At 32.5% G+C, this 16,385-nt stretch carries 23 protein-coding genes and 3 pseudogenes; all 26 read left to right on the forward strand.

Annotation, left to right across the window (positions count from 1 at the left end):
• The first annotated feature begins 15 nt into the window (after positions 1–15).
• Positions 16–174: a hypothetical protein gene (locus HVS_RS16405; RefSeq protein WP_159063358.1), complete on the forward strand. Its 159-nt coding sequence runs from the start codon at positions 16–18 to the stop codon at positions 172–174.
• 187 nt (positions 175–361) lie between these two features.
• Entirely contained in the window at positions 362–1,387 is a 1,026-nt protein-coding gene (locus HVS_RS02965; protein WP_101299066.1) for a helix-turn-helix domain-containing protein, read from the forward strand.
• Between the two features lie 330 nt (positions 1,388–1,717).
• Positions 1,718–2,065 carry a type II toxin-antitoxin system RelE/ParE family toxin gene (locus HVS_RS02970; RefSeq protein WP_101299069.1) on the forward strand — a complete coding sequence of 116 codons (348 nt, stop codon included), beginning with the start codon at positions 1,718–1,720 and terminating at the stop codon, positions 2,063–2,065.
• Entirely contained in the window at positions 2,034–3,155 is a 1,122-nt protein-coding gene (locus tag HVS_RS02975) for a HigA family addiction module antitoxin (RefSeq protein WP_101299071.1), read from the forward strand. The genes HVS_RS02970 and HVS_RS02975 overlap by 32 nt, the downstream gene beginning before the upstream one ends.
• Positions 3,156–3,394: 239 nt before the next feature.
• Positions 3,395–3,497, forward strand: a pseudogene (locus tag HVS_RS17695) (M56 family metallopeptidase); the annotation flags it as partial.
• 50 nt (positions 3,498–3,547) lie between these two features.
• A complete protein-coding gene (locus tag HVS_RS02980; RefSeq protein ID WP_101299073.1) occupies positions 3,548–3,751 on the forward strand; it encodes a hypothetical protein in 204 nt (67 codons plus the stop codon).
• Between the two features lie 42 nt (positions 3,752–3,793).
• Positions 3,794–4,156 carry a BlaI/MecI/CopY family transcriptional regulator gene (locus HVS_RS02985; protein WP_101299076.1) on the forward strand — a complete coding sequence of 121 codons (363 nt, stop codon included), beginning with the start codon at positions 3,794–3,796 and terminating at the stop codon, positions 4,154–4,156.
• A gap of 2 nt (positions 4,157–4,158) precedes the next feature.
• Positions 4,159–4,314 carry a hypothetical protein gene (locus tag HVS_RS16410; protein WP_159063359.1) on the forward strand — a complete coding sequence of 52 codons (156 nt, stop codon included), beginning with the start codon at positions 4,159–4,161 and terminating at the stop codon, positions 4,312–4,314.
• Complete coding sequence (locus HVS_RS02990) at positions 4,292–4,861, forward strand: NADase-type glycan-binding domain-containing protein (RefSeq protein ID WP_101299080.1); 570 nt, start codon at positions 4,292–4,294, stop codon at positions 4,859–4,861. Before HVS_RS16410 ends, HVS_RS02990 begins: the two co-directional genes overlap by 23 nt.
• Positions 4,862–4,954: 93 nt before the next feature.
• Complete coding sequence (locus HVS_RS02995; protein WP_101299083.1) at positions 4,955–5,653, forward strand: response regulator transcription factor; 699 nt, start codon at positions 4,955–4,957, stop codon at positions 5,651–5,653.
• Positions 5,654–5,724: 71 nt separating this feature from the next.
• Positions 5,725–6,735, forward strand: coding sequence for a sensor histidine kinase (locus tag HVS_RS03000; protein WP_101299085.1), 1,011 nt, complete (start codon positions 5,725–5,727; stop codon positions 6,733–6,735).
• A gap of 64 nt (positions 6,736–6,799) precedes the next feature.
• On the forward strand, positions 6,800–7,678 hold the full coding sequence (locus HVS_RS03005; protein WP_101299087.1) for an ABC transporter ATP-binding protein: 879 nt from the start codon (positions 6,800–6,802) through the stop codon (positions 7,676–7,678).
• Entirely contained in the window at positions 7,678–8,925 is a 1,248-nt protein-coding gene (locus tag HVS_RS03010; RefSeq protein WP_101299089.1) for an ABC transporter permease, read from the forward strand. Before HVS_RS03005 ends, HVS_RS03010 begins: the two co-directional genes overlap by 1 nt.
• Positions 8,894–9,508, forward strand: a complete 615-nt coding sequence (locus HVS_RS03015) for a hypothetical protein (protein WP_101299091.1) — start codon at positions 8,894–8,896, stop codon at positions 9,506–9,508. The genes HVS_RS03010 and HVS_RS03015 overlap by 32 nt, the downstream gene beginning before the upstream one ends.
• A 132-nt stretch (positions 9,509–9,640) precedes the next feature.
• Positions 9,641–9,772: pseudogene (locus HVS_RS16745) on the forward strand (nitroreductase family protein); the annotation flags it as partial.
• Between the two features lie 18 nt (positions 9,773–9,790).
• The gene (locus HVS_RS16940; protein WP_242971716.1) at positions 9,791–10,126 is read left to right on the forward strand and encodes a radical SAM protein; all 336 of its coding nucleotides are present in this window, start codon (positions 9,791–9,793) and stop codon (positions 10,124–10,126) included.
• Between the two features lie 82 nt (positions 10,127–10,208).
• A complete protein-coding gene (locus HVS_RS16230; protein ID WP_108593932.1) occupies positions 10,209–10,493 on the forward strand; it encodes a hypothetical protein in 285 nt (94 codons plus the stop codon).
• 390 nt (positions 10,494–10,883) lie between these two features.
• Positions 10,884–11,642: a type IV toxin-antitoxin system AbiEi family antitoxin domain-containing protein gene (locus tag HVS_RS03025; RefSeq protein ID WP_101299094.1), complete on the forward strand. Its 759-nt coding sequence runs from the start codon at positions 10,884–10,886 to the stop codon at positions 11,640–11,642.
• A complete protein-coding gene (locus HVS_RS03030) occupies positions 11,629–12,288 on the forward strand; it encodes a nucleotidyl transferase AbiEii/AbiGii toxin family protein (RefSeq protein WP_242971656.1) in 660 nt (219 codons plus the stop codon). The genes HVS_RS03025 and HVS_RS03030 overlap by 14 nt, the downstream gene beginning before the upstream one ends.
• Entirely contained in the window at positions 12,252–12,791 is a 540-nt protein-coding gene (locus HVS_RS03035; protein WP_159063360.1) for a transposase, read from the forward strand. The genes HVS_RS03030 and HVS_RS03035 overlap by 37 nt, the downstream gene beginning before the upstream one ends.
• Positions 12,792–12,954: 163 nt before the next feature.
• Complete coding sequence (locus HVS_RS03040; RefSeq protein WP_101299098.1) at positions 12,955–13,815, forward strand: AraC family transcriptional regulator; 861 nt, start codon at positions 12,955–12,957, stop codon at positions 13,813–13,815.
• Between the two features lie 91 nt (positions 13,816–13,906).
• Positions 13,907–14,041, forward strand: a pseudogene (locus HVS_RS17600) (arsenical-resistance protein); the annotation flags it as partial.
• Positions 14,042–14,296: 255 nt separating this feature from the next.
• Positions 14,297–14,518: a hypothetical protein gene (locus HVS_RS03055; RefSeq protein ID WP_101299100.1), complete on the forward strand. Its 222-nt coding sequence runs from the start codon at positions 14,297–14,299 to the stop codon at positions 14,516–14,518.
• Between the two features lie 10 nt (positions 14,519–14,528).
• Positions 14,529–14,630 (forward strand): GNAT family N-acetyltransferase, encoded by a 102-nt coding sequence (locus HVS_RS17700; RefSeq protein WP_157942965.1) that lies wholly within the window; start codon positions 14,529–14,531, stop codon positions 14,628–14,630.
• A 149-nt stretch (positions 14,631–14,779) separates the two neighbouring features.
• Positions 14,780–15,346 (forward strand): GNAT family N-acetyltransferase, encoded by a 567-nt coding sequence (locus HVS_RS03065; RefSeq protein WP_101299104.1) that lies wholly within the window; start codon positions 14,780–14,782, stop codon positions 15,344–15,346.
• Positions 15,347–15,638: 292 nt separating this feature from the next.
• Positions 15,639–16,331, forward strand: a complete 693-nt coding sequence (locus HVS_RS03070) for a response regulator transcription factor (protein WP_101299106.1) — start codon at positions 15,639–15,641, stop codon at positions 16,329–16,331.
• The last annotated feature ends 54 nt before the right edge of the window (positions 16,332–16,385 follow it).

A 16,385-nucleotide genomic window follows, 5' to 3' on the forward strand; every position in this document is an offset into this window, starting at 1 on the left:
TGAATTTGCTTGAGCTTGTTAGAAAAAGAAAACTGTGTGAGGGCTTTTGTAGGGTTAAATTGGCTATTAGAAGCCTATATAAGGAGTTTGTTGGACCTTGCCACTTTAAATTGGTGTGGTTTTGAAGCAAAAAAAAGTAATTATATTTTTGATGTATTACTAAATAAATTTTAACGGAGCAAAGCCTGTTTAGCCTGTTTAAAAAGTCAAATTAAATTGTTTTCAGGAAAGATAGAAAAGTTGCACACTTTTACTTGACACAAACATTAACGTATATTCAATTGTTAGATATGATGATTCTTGTTATGATTAAAGTAGCAAATGCCAGTGCTTATCATAACAGAATCAGGAGGTTATTTACATGCAGATAGGTGAAGTAATACGAAAGTACAGAAAAAGAAAAAATATGACTCAGGAGGAAATAGCAAATCGCCTTGGAGTCACAGCTCCGGCAGTTAATAAGTGGGAAAATGGAATTTCACAGCCCGATATTATGTTATTGGCTCCTATTGCCAGATTGCTCAACATTACTCTGGATACTCTACTGTCTTTTCAAGAAGAGCTTACAGTAGAAGAGATAAACAGTATTGTTCATGAAGTTGACGCCAAATTAAAAAACGAAACCTATGAAGAGGCATTTCAGTGGGCAAAAGGGAAAATCGAGCAATATCCTAATTGTGAACAGTTAGTTTGGCAAATGGCACTGATTTTTGATGCATGGCGTTTAGCAAAAAACATTCCGGATTCAGAGAAATATGAAGCTTATATAAACGATTGGTATGTACGTGCATTAGATAGCGAGGATGAAAATATTAGGAATAGAGCAGCTGATTCGTTATTTGGATTTTATTCAAGGAAGAAACAGTACGAGAAAGCAGAGGAGTATCTGAAATATTTTTCTAGCCAGGATCCGGAGAGAAAGAGAAAACAAGCATTTATTTATAGCAATACAAATCGGGTGAATGATGCCTATAAGGCATATGAAGAATTACTGTTTTCGGGTTATCAAATGATGAGTATGGTATTTCAAAGTATGTATGTATTAGCTATGCAGGATAAAGACAGGGAAAAAGCCTTTATACTTGTTGAGAAGCAAAGAGAATTAGCAAAGATTTTTGAAATGGGCGAATACTATGAGGCATCGTGTAGACTTGACTTGGCAACAGCAGAGAAAGATGTGGAAGCAACTATAGAAACGATGGAGAGAATGCTTGCTAGTGTTGATAAAATATCTGCTTTTACAAAGGCCCCCTTATATGAGCATATGGAATTTAAAGAACTAGATGAAAAATTTATTACAGAACTGCGTAAGAACTTGCTGACTAATTTCTGTGATAAAGAAACATATGGCTATATGAAAAAAATAAACGTTGGCAGGAGTTGGTAAGAAGTAATTCAAACTTGTTGATAGATTAGCTTAGTGATAACTTTTAATAATATTTATGTTTAATTGCATAAGTGCTCAATTTTACAATAAAAGTTTTTACTAAATTGATGGAGCTGTTGCTACTATTATGGCTCTTAACCGAGCAATCTGAAAAGGTGGTTTAGAAAACTCTGTTTATGATAAAAAAAGGCTTTTAGCTTTTTAATAAAAGAAATTTTTCAAAAAAATTTGATATTTTTATTGCGAGAAAGGGCAAACTATTATATAATATAATTAACCAAAAAGTTAAGTTAACTAAAAGGTTAATTTAATTGAGGGGGATTATTATAGGTGCTATTTGAATATGAGAATGATTCTGTTAAAGAAATTTTTACTAATTTTGAATTAATGAAAAAGAAAATTGGATATGAAAAAACAAAAACTATCAAGAAAAGATTAGATCAGCTAAAAGCGTCTCCTAACTATAGTATTTATCTAATGACCGGGCTAGGGAAACCCCACCCGTTAACTGGAAATTTGAAAGGATATTATGGGATTAGCATAACTGGCAATGTTAGACTTGTAATCAAGCCAGATTCAATAAACTTAGAGCCTGAAGAGCTAAAAAAATGTGAAACAGTAATTATTAAGGGAGTGGTGGATTATCATGGCGGAAAAATTAATTGGTTTATCTCCTGATCTTATTATACATCCGGGAGAAACTTTAAAAGAAATGTTGGAAGATAAAGAAATGAGTCAACGAGAGTTAGCTATACGAACAAGCGTAACAGAACCCTATATCAGTAATATTGTCAAAGGTAAAAAACCTATATCTGTTTCATTTGCAAAAAAACTAGAATATGCATTGGGGGTTGATGCAAGCTTCTGGATAAATCTCCAGTCTAACTATGAAAAGGAATTGGCAGATTATGAGGAGTTAAATGAAATATCTAGTGAAGAAATTAATATTCTGCAAAAAATAAAAAAGCTAACAGATTATGCTAAAGAAATTGGTCTAATTGCTTCTGATATAGAAGGTTCACTTTTAGTTATTGAATGGAGAAAGCTATTAAATATAAGCAAGCTGACTCATATTAGTGAAATCTCACAGTTAGGTGCTTACCGTTTATCATCCTCTGATAATATTGAGGCAGATATTCTATTTACTTGGCTTAGAATTATTGATTTAATCACAAAAAGTCAGCAATTAGATGTTGAGTTGAATATTGAGTTATTAAAAGAGAAGCTTCATTTAATCAGAGCCCTTACATTTGAAGATATTGAAACAATTCATATCAAGTTGAAAGAATATCTAGCTGAATGTGGGATTAAATTTGCTATAGTCAAGCATTTTACAGGAGCACCTGTTCAAGGTGTGATTAAGAAAGATAGTGATGGTACACTAAGTCTTATAATGACTTTACGAAGAAAATTTGCAGATGTTTTTTGGTTTACTTTTTTCCATGAAATTGGGCATATAATAAATGGTGACATAAAAGATCGTTTGATTGATTACGAAGGAGTTGAAAATGAAACCGAAATTAAAGCAGATAAATTTGCAGCAGATTTTTTGATAGATCCGATTATATACAAAAAACTTGTTAAGTCTGGGGATTTTTCGCTTTCAACAATCAAGGAATTATGTGAAAAAATGAAAATACCGTCATTTATCTTAATTGGAAGATTGCAGCGAGAAAAGCATATAGAATATCATTGTTTTTCAGATGAAAAAGTCAGATATGAACTTGATGAGATTGAAAGAAGGCAAGTCCAATCAAACTGCTGTTAAGCGTAGAGGAAATGGTGAAGCTGCTTAATCCTGAAATTATCGGCATGAGAAATTTTAACCTGATTTTAAAATAGCACTTCCAATGTTATGTCACTTACCCATAGATATTTTACAAACAACCAATTACCATGTGTTTTTCCAATTAGACCAGCAAATTTTATAAATACCTAGACAATTTGGTCTATTTGATATAGACTTATAATACAAAGTCTATATCAAATAGACCAGGGAGTGCAGCAATGAGTGAAATGTTTCTTACTGTTTTAAATATGAGCCTTATGGGGTGTGGTTGCTTTTCGCCTTTTAATTCCATTCTCCTTTGAGAGCATGTTTAGCCTTATGCGTGGAATACAAATGCTCCGAAATTTGGTATTGAGCAATTTAAAAAGGTCATGAAGAAAAAGGGGTATAGTTATGAAATTATTGATGTTGCAAAGGACTTCATTCCAACTATAAGGAAGAGAATGATAATAGACGATGAAGCAATAGATATTTATTTATTTAATAGCAATAAGGAGATGGAAAACGAATCAAGTAATATTGATAGAGGTGGAGCCAGCTATAGTAATGGTTCTGAATCAGTCTATGTAGTATAGATTGTACATAAGTCGGTGTCTTATAGACTAAGGAGGTTTGTTATGAAAGAATACAAACTTACAGAAAGTGAAGAAAAGTTTGCAGAATTAATCTGGCAGAACGAGCCGATTGGCTCAGGCAATCTTGTCAAGCTATGTGAAAAAGAAATGAATTGGAAAAAGTCCACAACATATACAGTACTTAAAAAGCTATGTGAAAAAGGCATTTTTCAAAATAAAAATGCTGTGGTTTCATCTCTGATTTCAAAGGATGAATATTATGCCAAGCAAAGTATTCGTTTTGTAGAGGATACCTTTGGAGGGTCACTGCCAAAATTTCTAGCATCTTTTATCAGTGGTAAAAAATTAACTAATCATCAAGCCGAAGAGTTAAAAAGATTGATTGATGAGCACAAGAAGGTATAGCAATGAGTGAACTATTTCTTACTCATAAATACTTTGATTTTGACTATCTCATTGGCTATACTATAATAGATTTTGAAAATTTTTTAGTGTTTTACTTATGTGAAAAGAAAATAGCAACAAAAAGGAGAAAATATGTTGAGAATAAAAATATCATTTAGTAGTTTACTAATTTTAATTATATTAATTTTAAATGGATGTAATAATGAAATAAATCAGGTAGAAATTGATGAAGATAACACCAATATTTCTATAGAAAATATAGAAACGGGTTCTGATTTTACTTTAGATGATATCAAAGAATTTATACTGTTTGCTGATACACTTGCTGATAAAATCACTGATCAATATACATTATCCAACAAAATAATTGGGAAATATGATGGTATTGATGTAGGGGAAATCAAAGGGGAATACGACACTTTTACAAAGGTTAGGGAATTAATAGGAGATTATTATACTGATGAAATTATAGATCTGGAGATAAGGCAAAGATATCTGGTAAATCTATATGGGAAAATTGGTAGAATTCATGCTTCGGGAGAAAAAACAATTGAAAAATCCCTTGAAGATGGAATTTTTGATTATCAGATAATTGATTTTGAAAAAGTTATAGATGTTAAGAATATAATAATAACAATTTTAGAAGTCTACCCGGGTAATAAATATAATGATACTTGTATTTCAGAGATAAAAATTTACAGATAACAACATATATTGAGCCCTAGTATATGAAAACTAAAATGTATTAAGTTGATAAAATCTTGGAATTTATAAGATATACTTAAACTGGTGATATATATGAAAAAGAAAATTTTAATTATTGATGATGAATTAGATATGGTAAATATGTTGAGGAATTTTTTTAGGTTAAAGGACTTTGATACTATTGAAGCATATAGTGGTGAAGGAATTTTGGACAAGTTAGAAGAAAATCCTGATATCATACTTTTAGATATAAATATGCCGGGGATTGATGGATTTGGAGTATGTAAAGAGATTCGTAATAAAACAACTTCCCCAATACTGTTTTTAACTGCAAGAGGCTCTGAAACCGATAGAGTTAAGGGATTAATGATAGGCGGGGATGACTATATTGTAAAGCCATTTTCCTTAAATGAGCTATATGCCCGAGTCTACTCTCATTTGCAAAGAGAAGAACGAAAAGGAATGGCAGCAGCTAATAAATCATCACAACTTATAATTGACTATAGCTCAAGAACTGTTCATTATAAAGGGAAAGAAATAATCTTCACTAAGACGGAATTTGATATAATTGAGCTGCTTTCATCCCATCCTAAAATGGTTTTTGACCGTGAAAAGATATATATATCTTTATGGGGTTATGAGGCAATGGGAGATAATTCTGTAGTGGCTGAGCATATTCGAAAAATTCGGGCTAAAATATCAGAGTTTACAGATAAAGAGTATATACAAACTGTTTGGGGAGTAAGGTACAAATGGGTTGGTAAAAAAATCTTTCATCAAAATGGAGTCTAAAAAAGAGTTTTGTTATTTATTTATTAATATTTCTGATATTAGGTATTGCTCTGGCTAAGATAACTTCCATTTTGATTGAAAACTATGAGTTCAAAAGTATAAATAAATATATTAGAAGTGATATTATAGATGGAAGAGAATATTATACTCCATCAAAACAGAATTTATCCGGTTTTAAAAACTATATGTATAAAGTGCTGTTTCTTTATAAAGACCTTGCTGTAATTATCCATAGCATATTATTCTCTTTAATTGGATTTTATATATATTATTTACATAAATTACGGGAGCCAATTAATTATATTTGTAATATCAGAGAAGATAATATTGATGATATACCTGATGGAGACAATGAGCTTATATTTGCATGTAAAAAGATTACCAATGAGATGAAAAGCCTGCAGGAAGAAAAGATTAAGGTTTGGAATCAATATGATGCTTTTAATCACATGGTGTCATCTATGAGCCATGATATGAAAAATCCTCTAGCTATAGTAAAGGGCAACGTAGATATATTAGAAATGATAGATATAGAAAGTGATAACAATATAAAATCAGAAACTATACAGTCTATAAAGAAGAATTTAATTCGGATAGAAAAATATTTAGATCGTGTTAATTATCTGCAGTCTATGGATCAATTAAAAATAAACAAAAAGTCTATTCATATTTTGGATTTTATTGAAACATTAAAGAATAATGTTAAAATGTTAAATTCCAATAAACATATCCATTGGATTATTCCTAAAGAAGATATAATCATAAATATTGATACACATCACATAGAAGAAGGCTTTGAGAATGTATTAAATAATGCATTAACCTATGCAAATTCAAATATCTATATAAATATAGAAGTAAAGGATAAAAAAATGTTAATATCCATCAAAGATGATGGCAAAGGATTTAGCGGAGAAGCCCTTAAGTATGCAACTCAAAAATTCTATTCAGAGAATTCACAGTCCGAAAATATGGGATTAGGTCTAAATATAACAAAACATATACTAAAGAAGCATGGTGGAGAATTAATAATAAAAAATCACAATAATGGAGCATTGGTAGAAATGATAATTAATTTATAGAACTTGAAAAAGAATTGAAAATTATTTGTTACACTCTTCTTAAAGAAAAGGAGAGTGTATTTTTATGTCAGAAAGAATTGAAATAAAAAATTTAAATGTTAGCTATGGAAATAAACAAGTATTATTTGATGTATCTCTAACAATAGATAGGGGTATGTTTGGCCTTTTAGGAAGAAACGGAGCCGGCAAATCTACCTTGATGAAGGCATTAGTTGGGCTGGTTCCCATCAAATCCGGGGAAATAAGCATATGTGGTATTTTAAGTGAGAACAAAAAAGATATACGCTCTATAATTGGGTATTTACCGCAGGAATTTAATATGTATCCTAATATGAAAGTGGATGAGGCTTTGGACTATTTAGGAACATTATCGGAAATGAGGTCTAAAGTGTTGAGGAAGAGAATAGAAGAGATTTTAGAAATTGTAAATCTTAAAGAGGACAGGAATTTGAAGATAAAGACTTTATCCGGAGGAATGAAAAGAAGATTAGGTATTGCTCAAGCAATACTTCATAATCCAAAGGTATTAATTGTTGACGAACCTACAGCCGGACTTGATCCTGAAGAAAGAATTCGATTTAGGAATCTATTGTCTAATTTAGCTGAAGATAAGATAGTTATTTTATCTACTCATATCGTTGGAGATATAGAAATGACCTGTAACCGATTATCCGTTTTAAACAATGGAAAAATCATATTTGATGGAACTACAAAGGAAATTGTAGATTCTGCTAAAGGATTTACCTATGAGGTAAAAGTACCAAAATCTCAAATTTATGATTTTAAGAATCGGTATGTAATAACTGCACAAAAGGATTTTGGAGATTATGTAGAAATGAAATTGCTTTTTAAAGGAAAACCGGATGACAAATTTGTGCCGGTAAATCCTACCATTGAAGATGGATATTTAAACTTACTCTATGATATAGGAGGAACCAAATAATGAGACTTTTTATATTGGAAATCAGACGATGTTTAAAAAATCCATTCTTTTGGATTGTTAGTATAGTACTGTTTCTTTTTGTTAACTCTCAATTTTCAGGGGATGCATCCGGGTGGAGCATAAAAAAACCGGTCCCGGGACAAGAAAGTTATGGAACATCTATCACAGAGGACATGAGTGTAATTCGTCAGCAATCCTTAGTAAATTTATTAGCAGAGTACTCAAACAATAGATATACTACTTATCCTTATGGATTTTATAGAAATATAGAATTGAATACAAAGAAAAATGAGGCAATGGAGAAGCTTTTATCAGCCCTAACAGGCATGTCAATTGAAAAAATTAAATCTATTCAAAGTTTTTCAGAATCTGGCCATAGTGCCATAGAAGGGGATAAGGTATTGTTCCCTGAAGAGGTAGATGAAGTGGTAAATTCCACCAAAAACAATATAACTGATGATGATTATTTAAATTTAATGGATAAAGTAGACCAATTACTTGGAGGAGGCAGTCCTTATTCAAAAAGACTCATTGCTTCAAGGTTTGGGAGAATTCCTAAGAGTTATGAAGAAGCTTTACAGGAATACAACGATATGCTTTACAAAGATAAAATAACCGGTGCTTTTGCCAGGCTATTTTGTGATTATGCAGGAATAGCAGTTGGATTTTTACCTATATTTTTAGTGGTAGCATTTTGGTATCAGGACAGAAAAACAAATATAAGTCATACACTGTATTCAAAAAAAGCATCTTCATCTAAGCTTATATTATCAAGATTTTTTGCAATGCTTATATTATTTACATTTATTATTATGCTTATGGCAACTTTCTATAATATAAAAATTATAGGTGTAAACGGAATAGAAAACACTGACCCTTTTGCCTTTTATAAATATTCTTTCCTTTGGCTGATACCAACTTTAATGGTAGTTTTGTCAGTTGGTATGTTTACAACAATATTAACAAATTCTCCTGTAGGAATTATAGCTATGTTAGGCTGGTGGTTTATAGCCATGTTTGGAAGCGAAGCTAACATGCGGGGTGGATATGGTTTTCAGTTATTCCTAAGACACAACATTTTAGGTGATACGAAAGTTTATCTAAATAATATTCATATAGTCCTATTAAATCGTGGAATTTATATAACAATAAGTGCAATTCTAGTTCTAATATCTATAAAAATATACAATAAAAAGAGAAAAGGGGAGATTTATAGTGGAAGCAGCAAGAAAAATAATAAAAAATGAGATTAAACATCATACCTATGGTCCGATTATTACCTCTTTTATTGTGTATTTATTAATATTTGTGCTATTTGGACTGGTGGAGTTAAAGAAGGATATAGTGATTATGATTGTGGAAAGATTTTTGCCGTTAATGGGAATAATATTAATTTCTCCATGCTTTCAATATGAAATGGATTATGGAATAGAGGATGTTATACGCTCAAAGTCAACCGGTATTCTTACAACTTATTTAATAAGGCTAATATTAAGAATATTTATCTATGGAATGCTTACCTTTTTATTTATTGCATTAATAAAAATTACAGACTCCCAAGTGGAAATGGCATTATATTTCTTTCAATCATTTTCATTAGGGTTATTGTTAGGGTCGTTAGGTTTTTTTGCATTTGGTATTAGTTCTAATTTAATAGGGGTATACTTAGTTCCAATACTATATTATTTACTAAATTGGATGCCTAATTGGAAAGTCCTTGGAGACTTTTATCTTTTTAGATTAAGGTATGGTCTTGAACCTAAAATAGGACTAAATATTTTTATAGCTATAATATTTCTAACTGTTGGGTTATATGCTAATAGAAAATAAATTAATGGAATACTCTAGTAGAATTAGTAAGTTAGATGTTATAATGAGTTAAGATGGTCAAGTTGGCAGTTATTCGTCAATATGCTGACGGTGATACAGTTATCTCAGAATTTATTATGGAGGGTACTCATCGCACCGGTAGTGATTCCTGTTCTTGCAGACAAATCAATTCCAACCTATGTGTACGATGACAGCCTTGTTTTAGGCAATATGATGCTCGCCGCTCATTCTTTAGGGCTGGGAAGCTGCTGGATACATCGAGCAAATTATAAATGTACTTCTATGTGCAGACACTGCTGTTATTCCTGTTCTCCAAAGTGGCCTGATGACTATATGACATCTGCTGTGGCGGATGAGGTATTTTATATATTAAGAAGTTTAGGCTGCTATCATGTGCATATCGGTGGCGGAGAGCCCCTTATTAAGCCTGATAAAATTCTGGATGTTCTTGATGCTGCCCGGAAAAACAATATTGAAATTGAATATATTGAAACAAATTCCTCGTGGTACAGGGATGAAACGTCAACAAATGCCATACTTAAAGAGTTAAAAGATCACGGGGTAAACACACTGCTTATATCCATAGACCCGTTCCACAATGAATATATTCCGTTTTAGAAGGTGAAAGCTTTAATTAAGGCCTGTTCAAAGGCGGGAATGAACGTATTTCCCTGGTTGATGGAATTCTGGGATGATATTGATGCCTCTGTACGGAAACTTCATTCCCCAGTCGTGCCCGGGCTTTTCAATCCCTTTAAGGGAACTGGTGCATGGGGCAGACCCTGGAAAATACCCGATATTTAACAGTCTGAAATCTGAAGGTATAGGCGGCTTTGTAGAACTTGCCGTAAAGGAATATGGATATAAGCCAAGAGAAGAGTATGTAGAAAAATGCGATCTGTGTTATGATATAAGGAATTACCTGGTTTTGGAGTTAGGGCTGGACCTTGCTGACCTGAAGCCGGTAAACCATTATAAATATTAAACAGTTTAGGAACGGTGCAATCGTAAAGAAGAAAACAAAACAATGCACTTATACAGCCTCATTACCAGTAAGAGTTACAAAAAGCCTGCAGGCAAATAAATATCCCTCATACAAAAAATGCATTCATAAACCTAATTTTCTACTTATAAGAGCTAGAAAAAATAACTGATCAGAATTGGATAGCTTTTTTAATGTCCTGTTACAATTTTAGGTTTTTATTCTTAAGTAGTTGATTTATAAATGCTTCAGTTTCATTTTTATATTATAAAGTTAATGTTTTTATTAATCTATTGTAAAAATACAAAACTTAAATTATAATAGTATTAAATTATACTGGAAAGTTAATGATATTATTAACCTAAAAGAAAAATATGAAACCGAGTGATTAATATGAAGTATTACGAAGATTTTTTGAAACTTGAGGTGTTTAACCTTGAAGATGCTCAAAAAGTTGTAGGGAGCACAGAAAATGCAAAAGTCATATTAAATTCATATGTAAAAAAAGGCCTTATAAAACATGTGCGTCGAAACTTGTATTGTGCTGTTAACTTGGAAAACAGAGAAGCTACGGCTGACCGGTATTTAGTTGCAAGCAAAATAAATAATAATGCTTATTTGACTTACCACTCTGCTTTTGAGGTCCATGGATTATCCCACCAAGTAAGTTTTTTAGTATATGTAGCATCCGAGCAAAAGATATCTGATTTTGAATTTGAAGGCGTTTTATACAAATATGTAGGCATAGGAATTCAGGAAGGAATTACTCACTACCGTCTGAATAATAAAATTAGGCTTACGGACCTTGAAAGAACAGTTGTTGATTCACTGGATAGATTAGATTATTGCGGCGGTGTCTATGAGCTGGATGAGATAATAAAAATATGCAGGGTTCTTGATGAAGCAAAACTGGCAAAATATCTTGAAATGTATGATAAACAGATACTTTATAAAAAAGCAGGTTATTTTCTGGAACGATATCAGCAGTCTTTAGGGATAACAGATGGTTTTTTGAGTCAGATAGAAAAAAGGACAGGGAATACGAAAAGTTATTTAGATGAAGAAGCAAAAAACGGTAACGGTATACTCATAAAACGCTGGAGTCTCATAGTGCCAAAACCTCTGGAAGGAAAGGGTGATGTTTTTGTTTAGGTCAGATAAAAAATATTACCTCGAACTTTCTGAAAAGACAGGATTTCACAAAGATGTAATAGAGAAAGTTCACCGACTAATATTGATACTGGAATTTATAAATAGCAATGCTTTTTTAAGAGAGCGATTAGTTCTAAAGGGCGGAACTGCTTTAAACCTAACCGTTTTTGCTTTGCCCAGATTATCTGTGGATATCGATCTGGATTTTCACTCCTATGATAACAGAGAGAAGGTGCTTGAGGAACGGATAAGGGTAAGAGAAATACTACATGGATACTTAGAGAGGGAAGGATATGGTATTTCGAAAAAATCCAAAGATTATTTTGCTTTGGAATCCATTGTAGCTCGTTTCCAAAACAATGCGAGTAATTATGATAATATAAAAATTGAAATCAACTATTCCTTAAGACATCATATTTGGCTACCTGTGATGAGAAAAATAAATACAGAGATTTTTGGCATTAGGGGAGAAGTTAAAACATTACACTATATCGAGCTTTTAGCTGCTAAAACAGCAGCCTTGTTTAACCGTCTTGCGGCAAGGGATTTTTATGATTTATATAATGTGAAAAAGTATAGTATCCTTTCTGAAAAGGTCTTGCAAAATATTTGGCAAAGTACATGGCATCACCACCAATCAGTGTAAGGAGAATCATCAGATATGACGGTGAAACAGTAACATATTGGTATAATGATCATGAAACAAAAGCTAGAAAAGAAGAGAGTTTGGATGTGTTGACCTTTATAGGTCGTATGGTACAGCATATACTTCCGAAGGGATTTCAACGTATAAGATATTATGGTTTGCAGGCAACAAAAACATATGAAAAATGGAGTCAAGTGATAAAAGAAGGTCTTAAGAACTTTTGTAAAGTAGTACAAGGAGTTTATGAAGTAATTGAATCTAGGAATTATAGACAAAGATATAAAGAAAGTAGTGGGAAGGACCCGTTAAAGTGTCCTTTTTGCGGGAGTGAAATGAAAGTATGGAAAATATGGCATCCGATATATGGAGTAATATATGACGAAGAGAAAAATATCAGACAGGGAAAGTATGAAAAATATTCTAAACCAAGAGATAGAGGAGGATGTACCCTTCGGGGGTGCACCAGAATATTACAAATATCGATGTTCTCATTGTCACTTTGAGAACACAATGAATGAGGCCAATGTAGATGTGGCTTTCGGTTGGACTAAGAAAAGGACAAAATGTTCAAGGGGGTTAATGCCCGTACTTGAATGTCCCATTTGTTCATGCTTAACATATGAATGTGTGGATTAAAAAAGTCCGCCCGATAGGGCGATAAGTTCAATGAATAATGCAATGGCATACATTGAGGAGCACTTAACTGATGATATTGATTATAGTGAAGTATCAAAAATTGCTTGCTGCTCAGAGTATCATTTTAAAAGGATGTTTTCTTTCTTATCAGGAATTGGTTTGTCAGAATATATTCGAAGAAGGAAATTAACGCTGGCTGCCCTTGATTTGAAAGGTACAAATTTGAGAATAATCGATGTTGCTGTTAAATATGGTTATGATTCAGCTGATGCATTCTCTCGTGCTTTTCATTCCCTGCATGGCATTCTTCCTTCTGAAGCAAGAAGTGAGAACACACAGTTAAAAGCCTATCCTCGAATGACCTTTCAATTATCAATTAAAGGAGGATGCGAAATGAACTATCGTATTGTTGAGAAAGGACATTTTAAGATCGTAGGATTTAAGAAGAGAGTTCCAATTATTTTTAATGGTGTAAATCCGGAGATTGCAAAAATGACCGAACTTTTAACACCAGAGGTTATTAAACAGTTAAAAGCAATTTCAAATGTAGAACCAACAGGTATTATTAGTGCTTCAGCTAATTTTCCGGAAGGTAGAATGGAAGAGAAAGGAGAATTAGACCATTACATCGGGGTAGCAACAACAAGTAATGAAACTGCAGATTTTGATGTATTAGAAATTGATGGTAGTACCTGGGCTATATTTGAATCGATTGGACCATTTCCGGAAACACTTCAAAATGTGTGGGGAAGAATATACTCAGAGTGGTTTCCGTCTTCAGGGTATGAGGCAGCCCCAGGTCCTGAAATTTTGTGGAACGAGAGTCCTGATACTGGAAATCCAAAGTATCGAAGCGAAATCTGGATTCCGGTAAAGAAAAAAGACTATTAATTACAGAAATATTTTTGATTGAGGGAACTTCCTAGTTAAGTACCCTTTTCATATACAATACAGGTAAAATCTTAAAAAGTGACAAGAAAGTGGTGTAACCATACCCTGGAACACTCTTGTCTTATCAGTAGTATTGTTTGTTGTTATCCCGCTGGCTGGTGGTATAATTACCCGTAATTACATCACAAAAAAGCGAGGACTCGATTACTTTGAAAATATGTTGATATTAGTAAAGACAGCCAGGTAAAAGTGATGAGGAATTTAAAAAAGTAATATCAACAACAGAAACAAAAATAAAAGAGTTAAAAGCAAAACTAAAGTCATAATAATTATAACGCCAATTACAAATCTAGCAGTTGGTGTTATAATTATATATGTCGATATGTTTCCGCCTACCGATAGTGTAAAAGACATCAATCCACTCCGCTCGTTGCATGTGGAAACAGTGGTATTAATGTCGAAAGAAGGAGTATAAATTATATTGAAACAGGATTTTATAATATATGGAAATGCTATTGCCTTACAGGTGTTTCCCAGCACAACAAGTGATCCATCAAAAGAGTATTATGACGAGTACAATGCAGTAAGTAAAAGGCTTAGGGAGACTAGCAATTATCTTGCTGAAAAAATCAAGGAGCGTGGCTTTAATGCTTATTCCCATGTACAGATGTTGAAAATTTGCTCGCAGATATCAATTTATTAAAGTTGAAGAATTGTTTGTATCACCTGAACAACAAGGGTATGGATGTGGAACTGCTCTTTTGAATACAGTTGAAAGCTACATAAAAGAAAAAGGATTAGCAGGATTTACTTAGACTACAAATAAATGATATACTAAAGCACTGGTTGCCGGTGGTTTATCATTCACATGATGAAGGTAAGCATCGCAGCAGTAGGAAATATAGTTCAAAGAAGAAAATATAAATTGTAATTTTATTAGAATATGACAGGAGGCATTGTGATTATGGAATTCATAACTGAAAGACTAATATTACGTCCGTGGAAAGAAACGGATGCAGAGAGTTTATTTAAATATGCAAAAGACCCTGATGTTGGACCTATTGCTGGCTGGCCTCCTCATAAGAGTATTGATGAAAGCCGTGATGTTATAAAAAACGTTTTTTGTGGGCCAGAGTGCTATGCTGTATGTTTAAAAACTGATAATATAGCGATTGGCTGTATTGAACTGAAACTTAATGGAAGTACAGATATGACCAAAAGAGATGATGAATGTGAATTGGGTTACTGGATAGGAAAAGAGTTTTGGGGACAGGGACTTATTCCTGAAGCAGCAAGAGAGCTCATTCGTCATGGGTTTGAAGATTTAAACATGAATGTAATATGGTGTGGATATTATGAAGGCAATACAAGATCAAAAAGAGTACAAGAGAAAGTCGGATTTGTTTACCATCATACATGCAAAGAAGTACCGATACCACTTATGGGAGAGACCAGAATAGGCCATACAAACTATATGACAAAGGAGCGGTGGCAACTCTACTGCTCTACTCTATCAAGGGTTAAGAAATAGTAGGATTTAAAAAGGCTGTAAATCCTTATCTTTTATCTTACGCCAAAATATGTCATATAATTCATAGATAATGTGTTTCATCAGATTATCAGAATAAGGGTATAGGATCTAAGATTCTATCGCATATTCCCGCGAACAGATGCTTTTAAATCAATCCTCCCAACGTTGTTATTGACAGATACTTGTAAAAACCGTAAAATCTTATTGACCGAAAACTGTCAATTATATTTTATCATTCACAAAACTGATTACTCAGTTAAATGTTTACTAATTAAACCATAAGGATGGTATTATGAAAAAAGAAATAAAAATTTTAGTTGTAGAAGATGATAATGATATAAATAATTTGTTATGTAATATTATAGAAAAGAGCGGATATACAGCGCAAGCTGCTTATTCAGGAACTGAAGCAATGATTTATCTTGAACAACAAGAGTGGGATATGGTACTTCTTGATTTGATGCTTCCAGGAATTACAGGTGAAGAAGTTCTTTTAAAGCTTAGGCAAAATAGCTTAGTACCTGTGATTATTATTTCGGCTAAGGGAGAAGCTAAAACTAAGGTGAATGCCCTAAGGACAGGGGCAGATGATTATATTACTAAGCCTTTTGATATTGAAGAAGTTTCAGCAAGAATTGATTCTCTATTAAGGAGATATAAGCATTCAGCAGGTCCTGAACAAAGAAATATTTTAACCCATAAGGATATATGCCTTGATTTGGAATCAAAAATAGTTACAGTAAAGGGAGTTGAAGTAACGTTAACAGCCCGTGAATATGAAATATTATTGCTTTTAATGCAATCTCCAAAAAAGATTTTTACAAAATCCAATATTTACGAAAGTATATGGAGAGATGATTTTTTAGGAGATGATAATACAGTTAATGTTCATATGAGCCATATAAGGAACAAATTATCAAAAGTTAATCCGGAGGAGGAATATATTGAAACTATTTGGGGCATGGGATATAGATTAAAAAATTAAGATTTTCTTAATGATTTTTTAAAGTTCTCTTATGGATTAATTATTATATTAGGA

This window comes from Acetivibrio saccincola, from assembly GCF_002844395.1.
GTDB lineage: Bacteria > Bacillota > Clostridia > Acetivibrionales > Acetivibrionaceae > Herbivorax > Herbivorax saccincola.

Excerpts from the sequence above, each read along its gene's own strand:
- HVS_RS03030 (WP_242971656.1), top strand. The coding sequence starts at position 11,629 with ATGTTTTTGTTTAGGTCAGATAAAAAATATTACCTCGAACTTTCTGAA.
- HVS_RS03040 (WP_101299098.1), top strand. The coding sequence starts at position 12,955 with ATGAATAATGCAATGGCATACATTGAGGAGCACTTAACTGATGATATT.
- HVS_RS02975 (WP_101299071.1), top strand. The coding sequence starts at position 2,034 with ATGGCGGAAAAATTAATTGGTTTATCTCCTGATCTTATTATACATCCG.
- HVS_RS03065 (WP_101299104.1), top strand. The coding sequence starts at position 14,780 with ATGGAATTCATAACTGAAAGACTAATATTACGTCCGTGGAAAGAAACG.
- HVS_RS02965 (WP_101299066.1), top strand. The coding sequence starts at position 362 with ATGCAGATAGGTGAAGTAATACGAAAGTACAGAAAAAGAAAAAATATG.
- HVS_RS03005 (WP_101299087.1), top strand. The coding sequence starts at position 6,800 with ATGTCAGAAAGAATTGAAATAAAAAATTTAAATGTTAGCTATGGAAAT.
- HVS_RS02995 (WP_101299083.1), top strand. The coding sequence starts at position 4,955 with ATGAAAAAGAAAATTTTAATTATTGATGATGAATTAGATATGGTAAAT.
- HVS_RS03025 (WP_101299094.1), top strand. The coding sequence starts at position 10,884 with ATGAAGTATTACGAAGATTTTTTGAAACTTGAGGTGTTTAACCTTGAA.
- HVS_RS16230 (WP_108593932.1), top strand. The coding sequence starts at position 10,209 with ATGCCTCTGTACGGAAACTTCATTCCCCAGTCGTGCCCGGGCTTTTCA.
- HVS_RS03070 (WP_101299106.1), top strand. The coding sequence starts at position 15,639 with ATGAAAAAAGAAATAAAAATTTTAGTTGTAGAAGATGATAATGATATA.
- HVS_RS16410 (WP_159063359.1), top strand. The coding sequence starts at position 4,159 with ATGAGTGAACTATTTCTTACTCATAAATACTTTGATTTTGACTATCTC.
- HVS_RS16940 (WP_242971716.1), top strand. The coding sequence starts at position 9,791 with ATGTGCAGACACTGCTGTTATTCCTGTTCTCCAAAGTGGCCTGATGAC.
- HVS_RS03010 (WP_101299089.1), top strand. The coding sequence starts at position 7,678 with ATGAGACTTTTTATATTGGAAATCAGACGATGTTTAAAAAATCCATTC.
- HVS_RS02985 (WP_101299076.1), top strand. The coding sequence starts at position 3,794 with ATGAAAGAATACAAACTTACAGAAAGTGAAGAAAAGTTTGCAGAATTA.
- HVS_RS02980 (WP_101299073.1), top strand. The coding sequence starts at position 3,548 with ATGAAGAAAAAGGGGTATAGTTATGAAATTATTGATGTTGCAAAGGAC.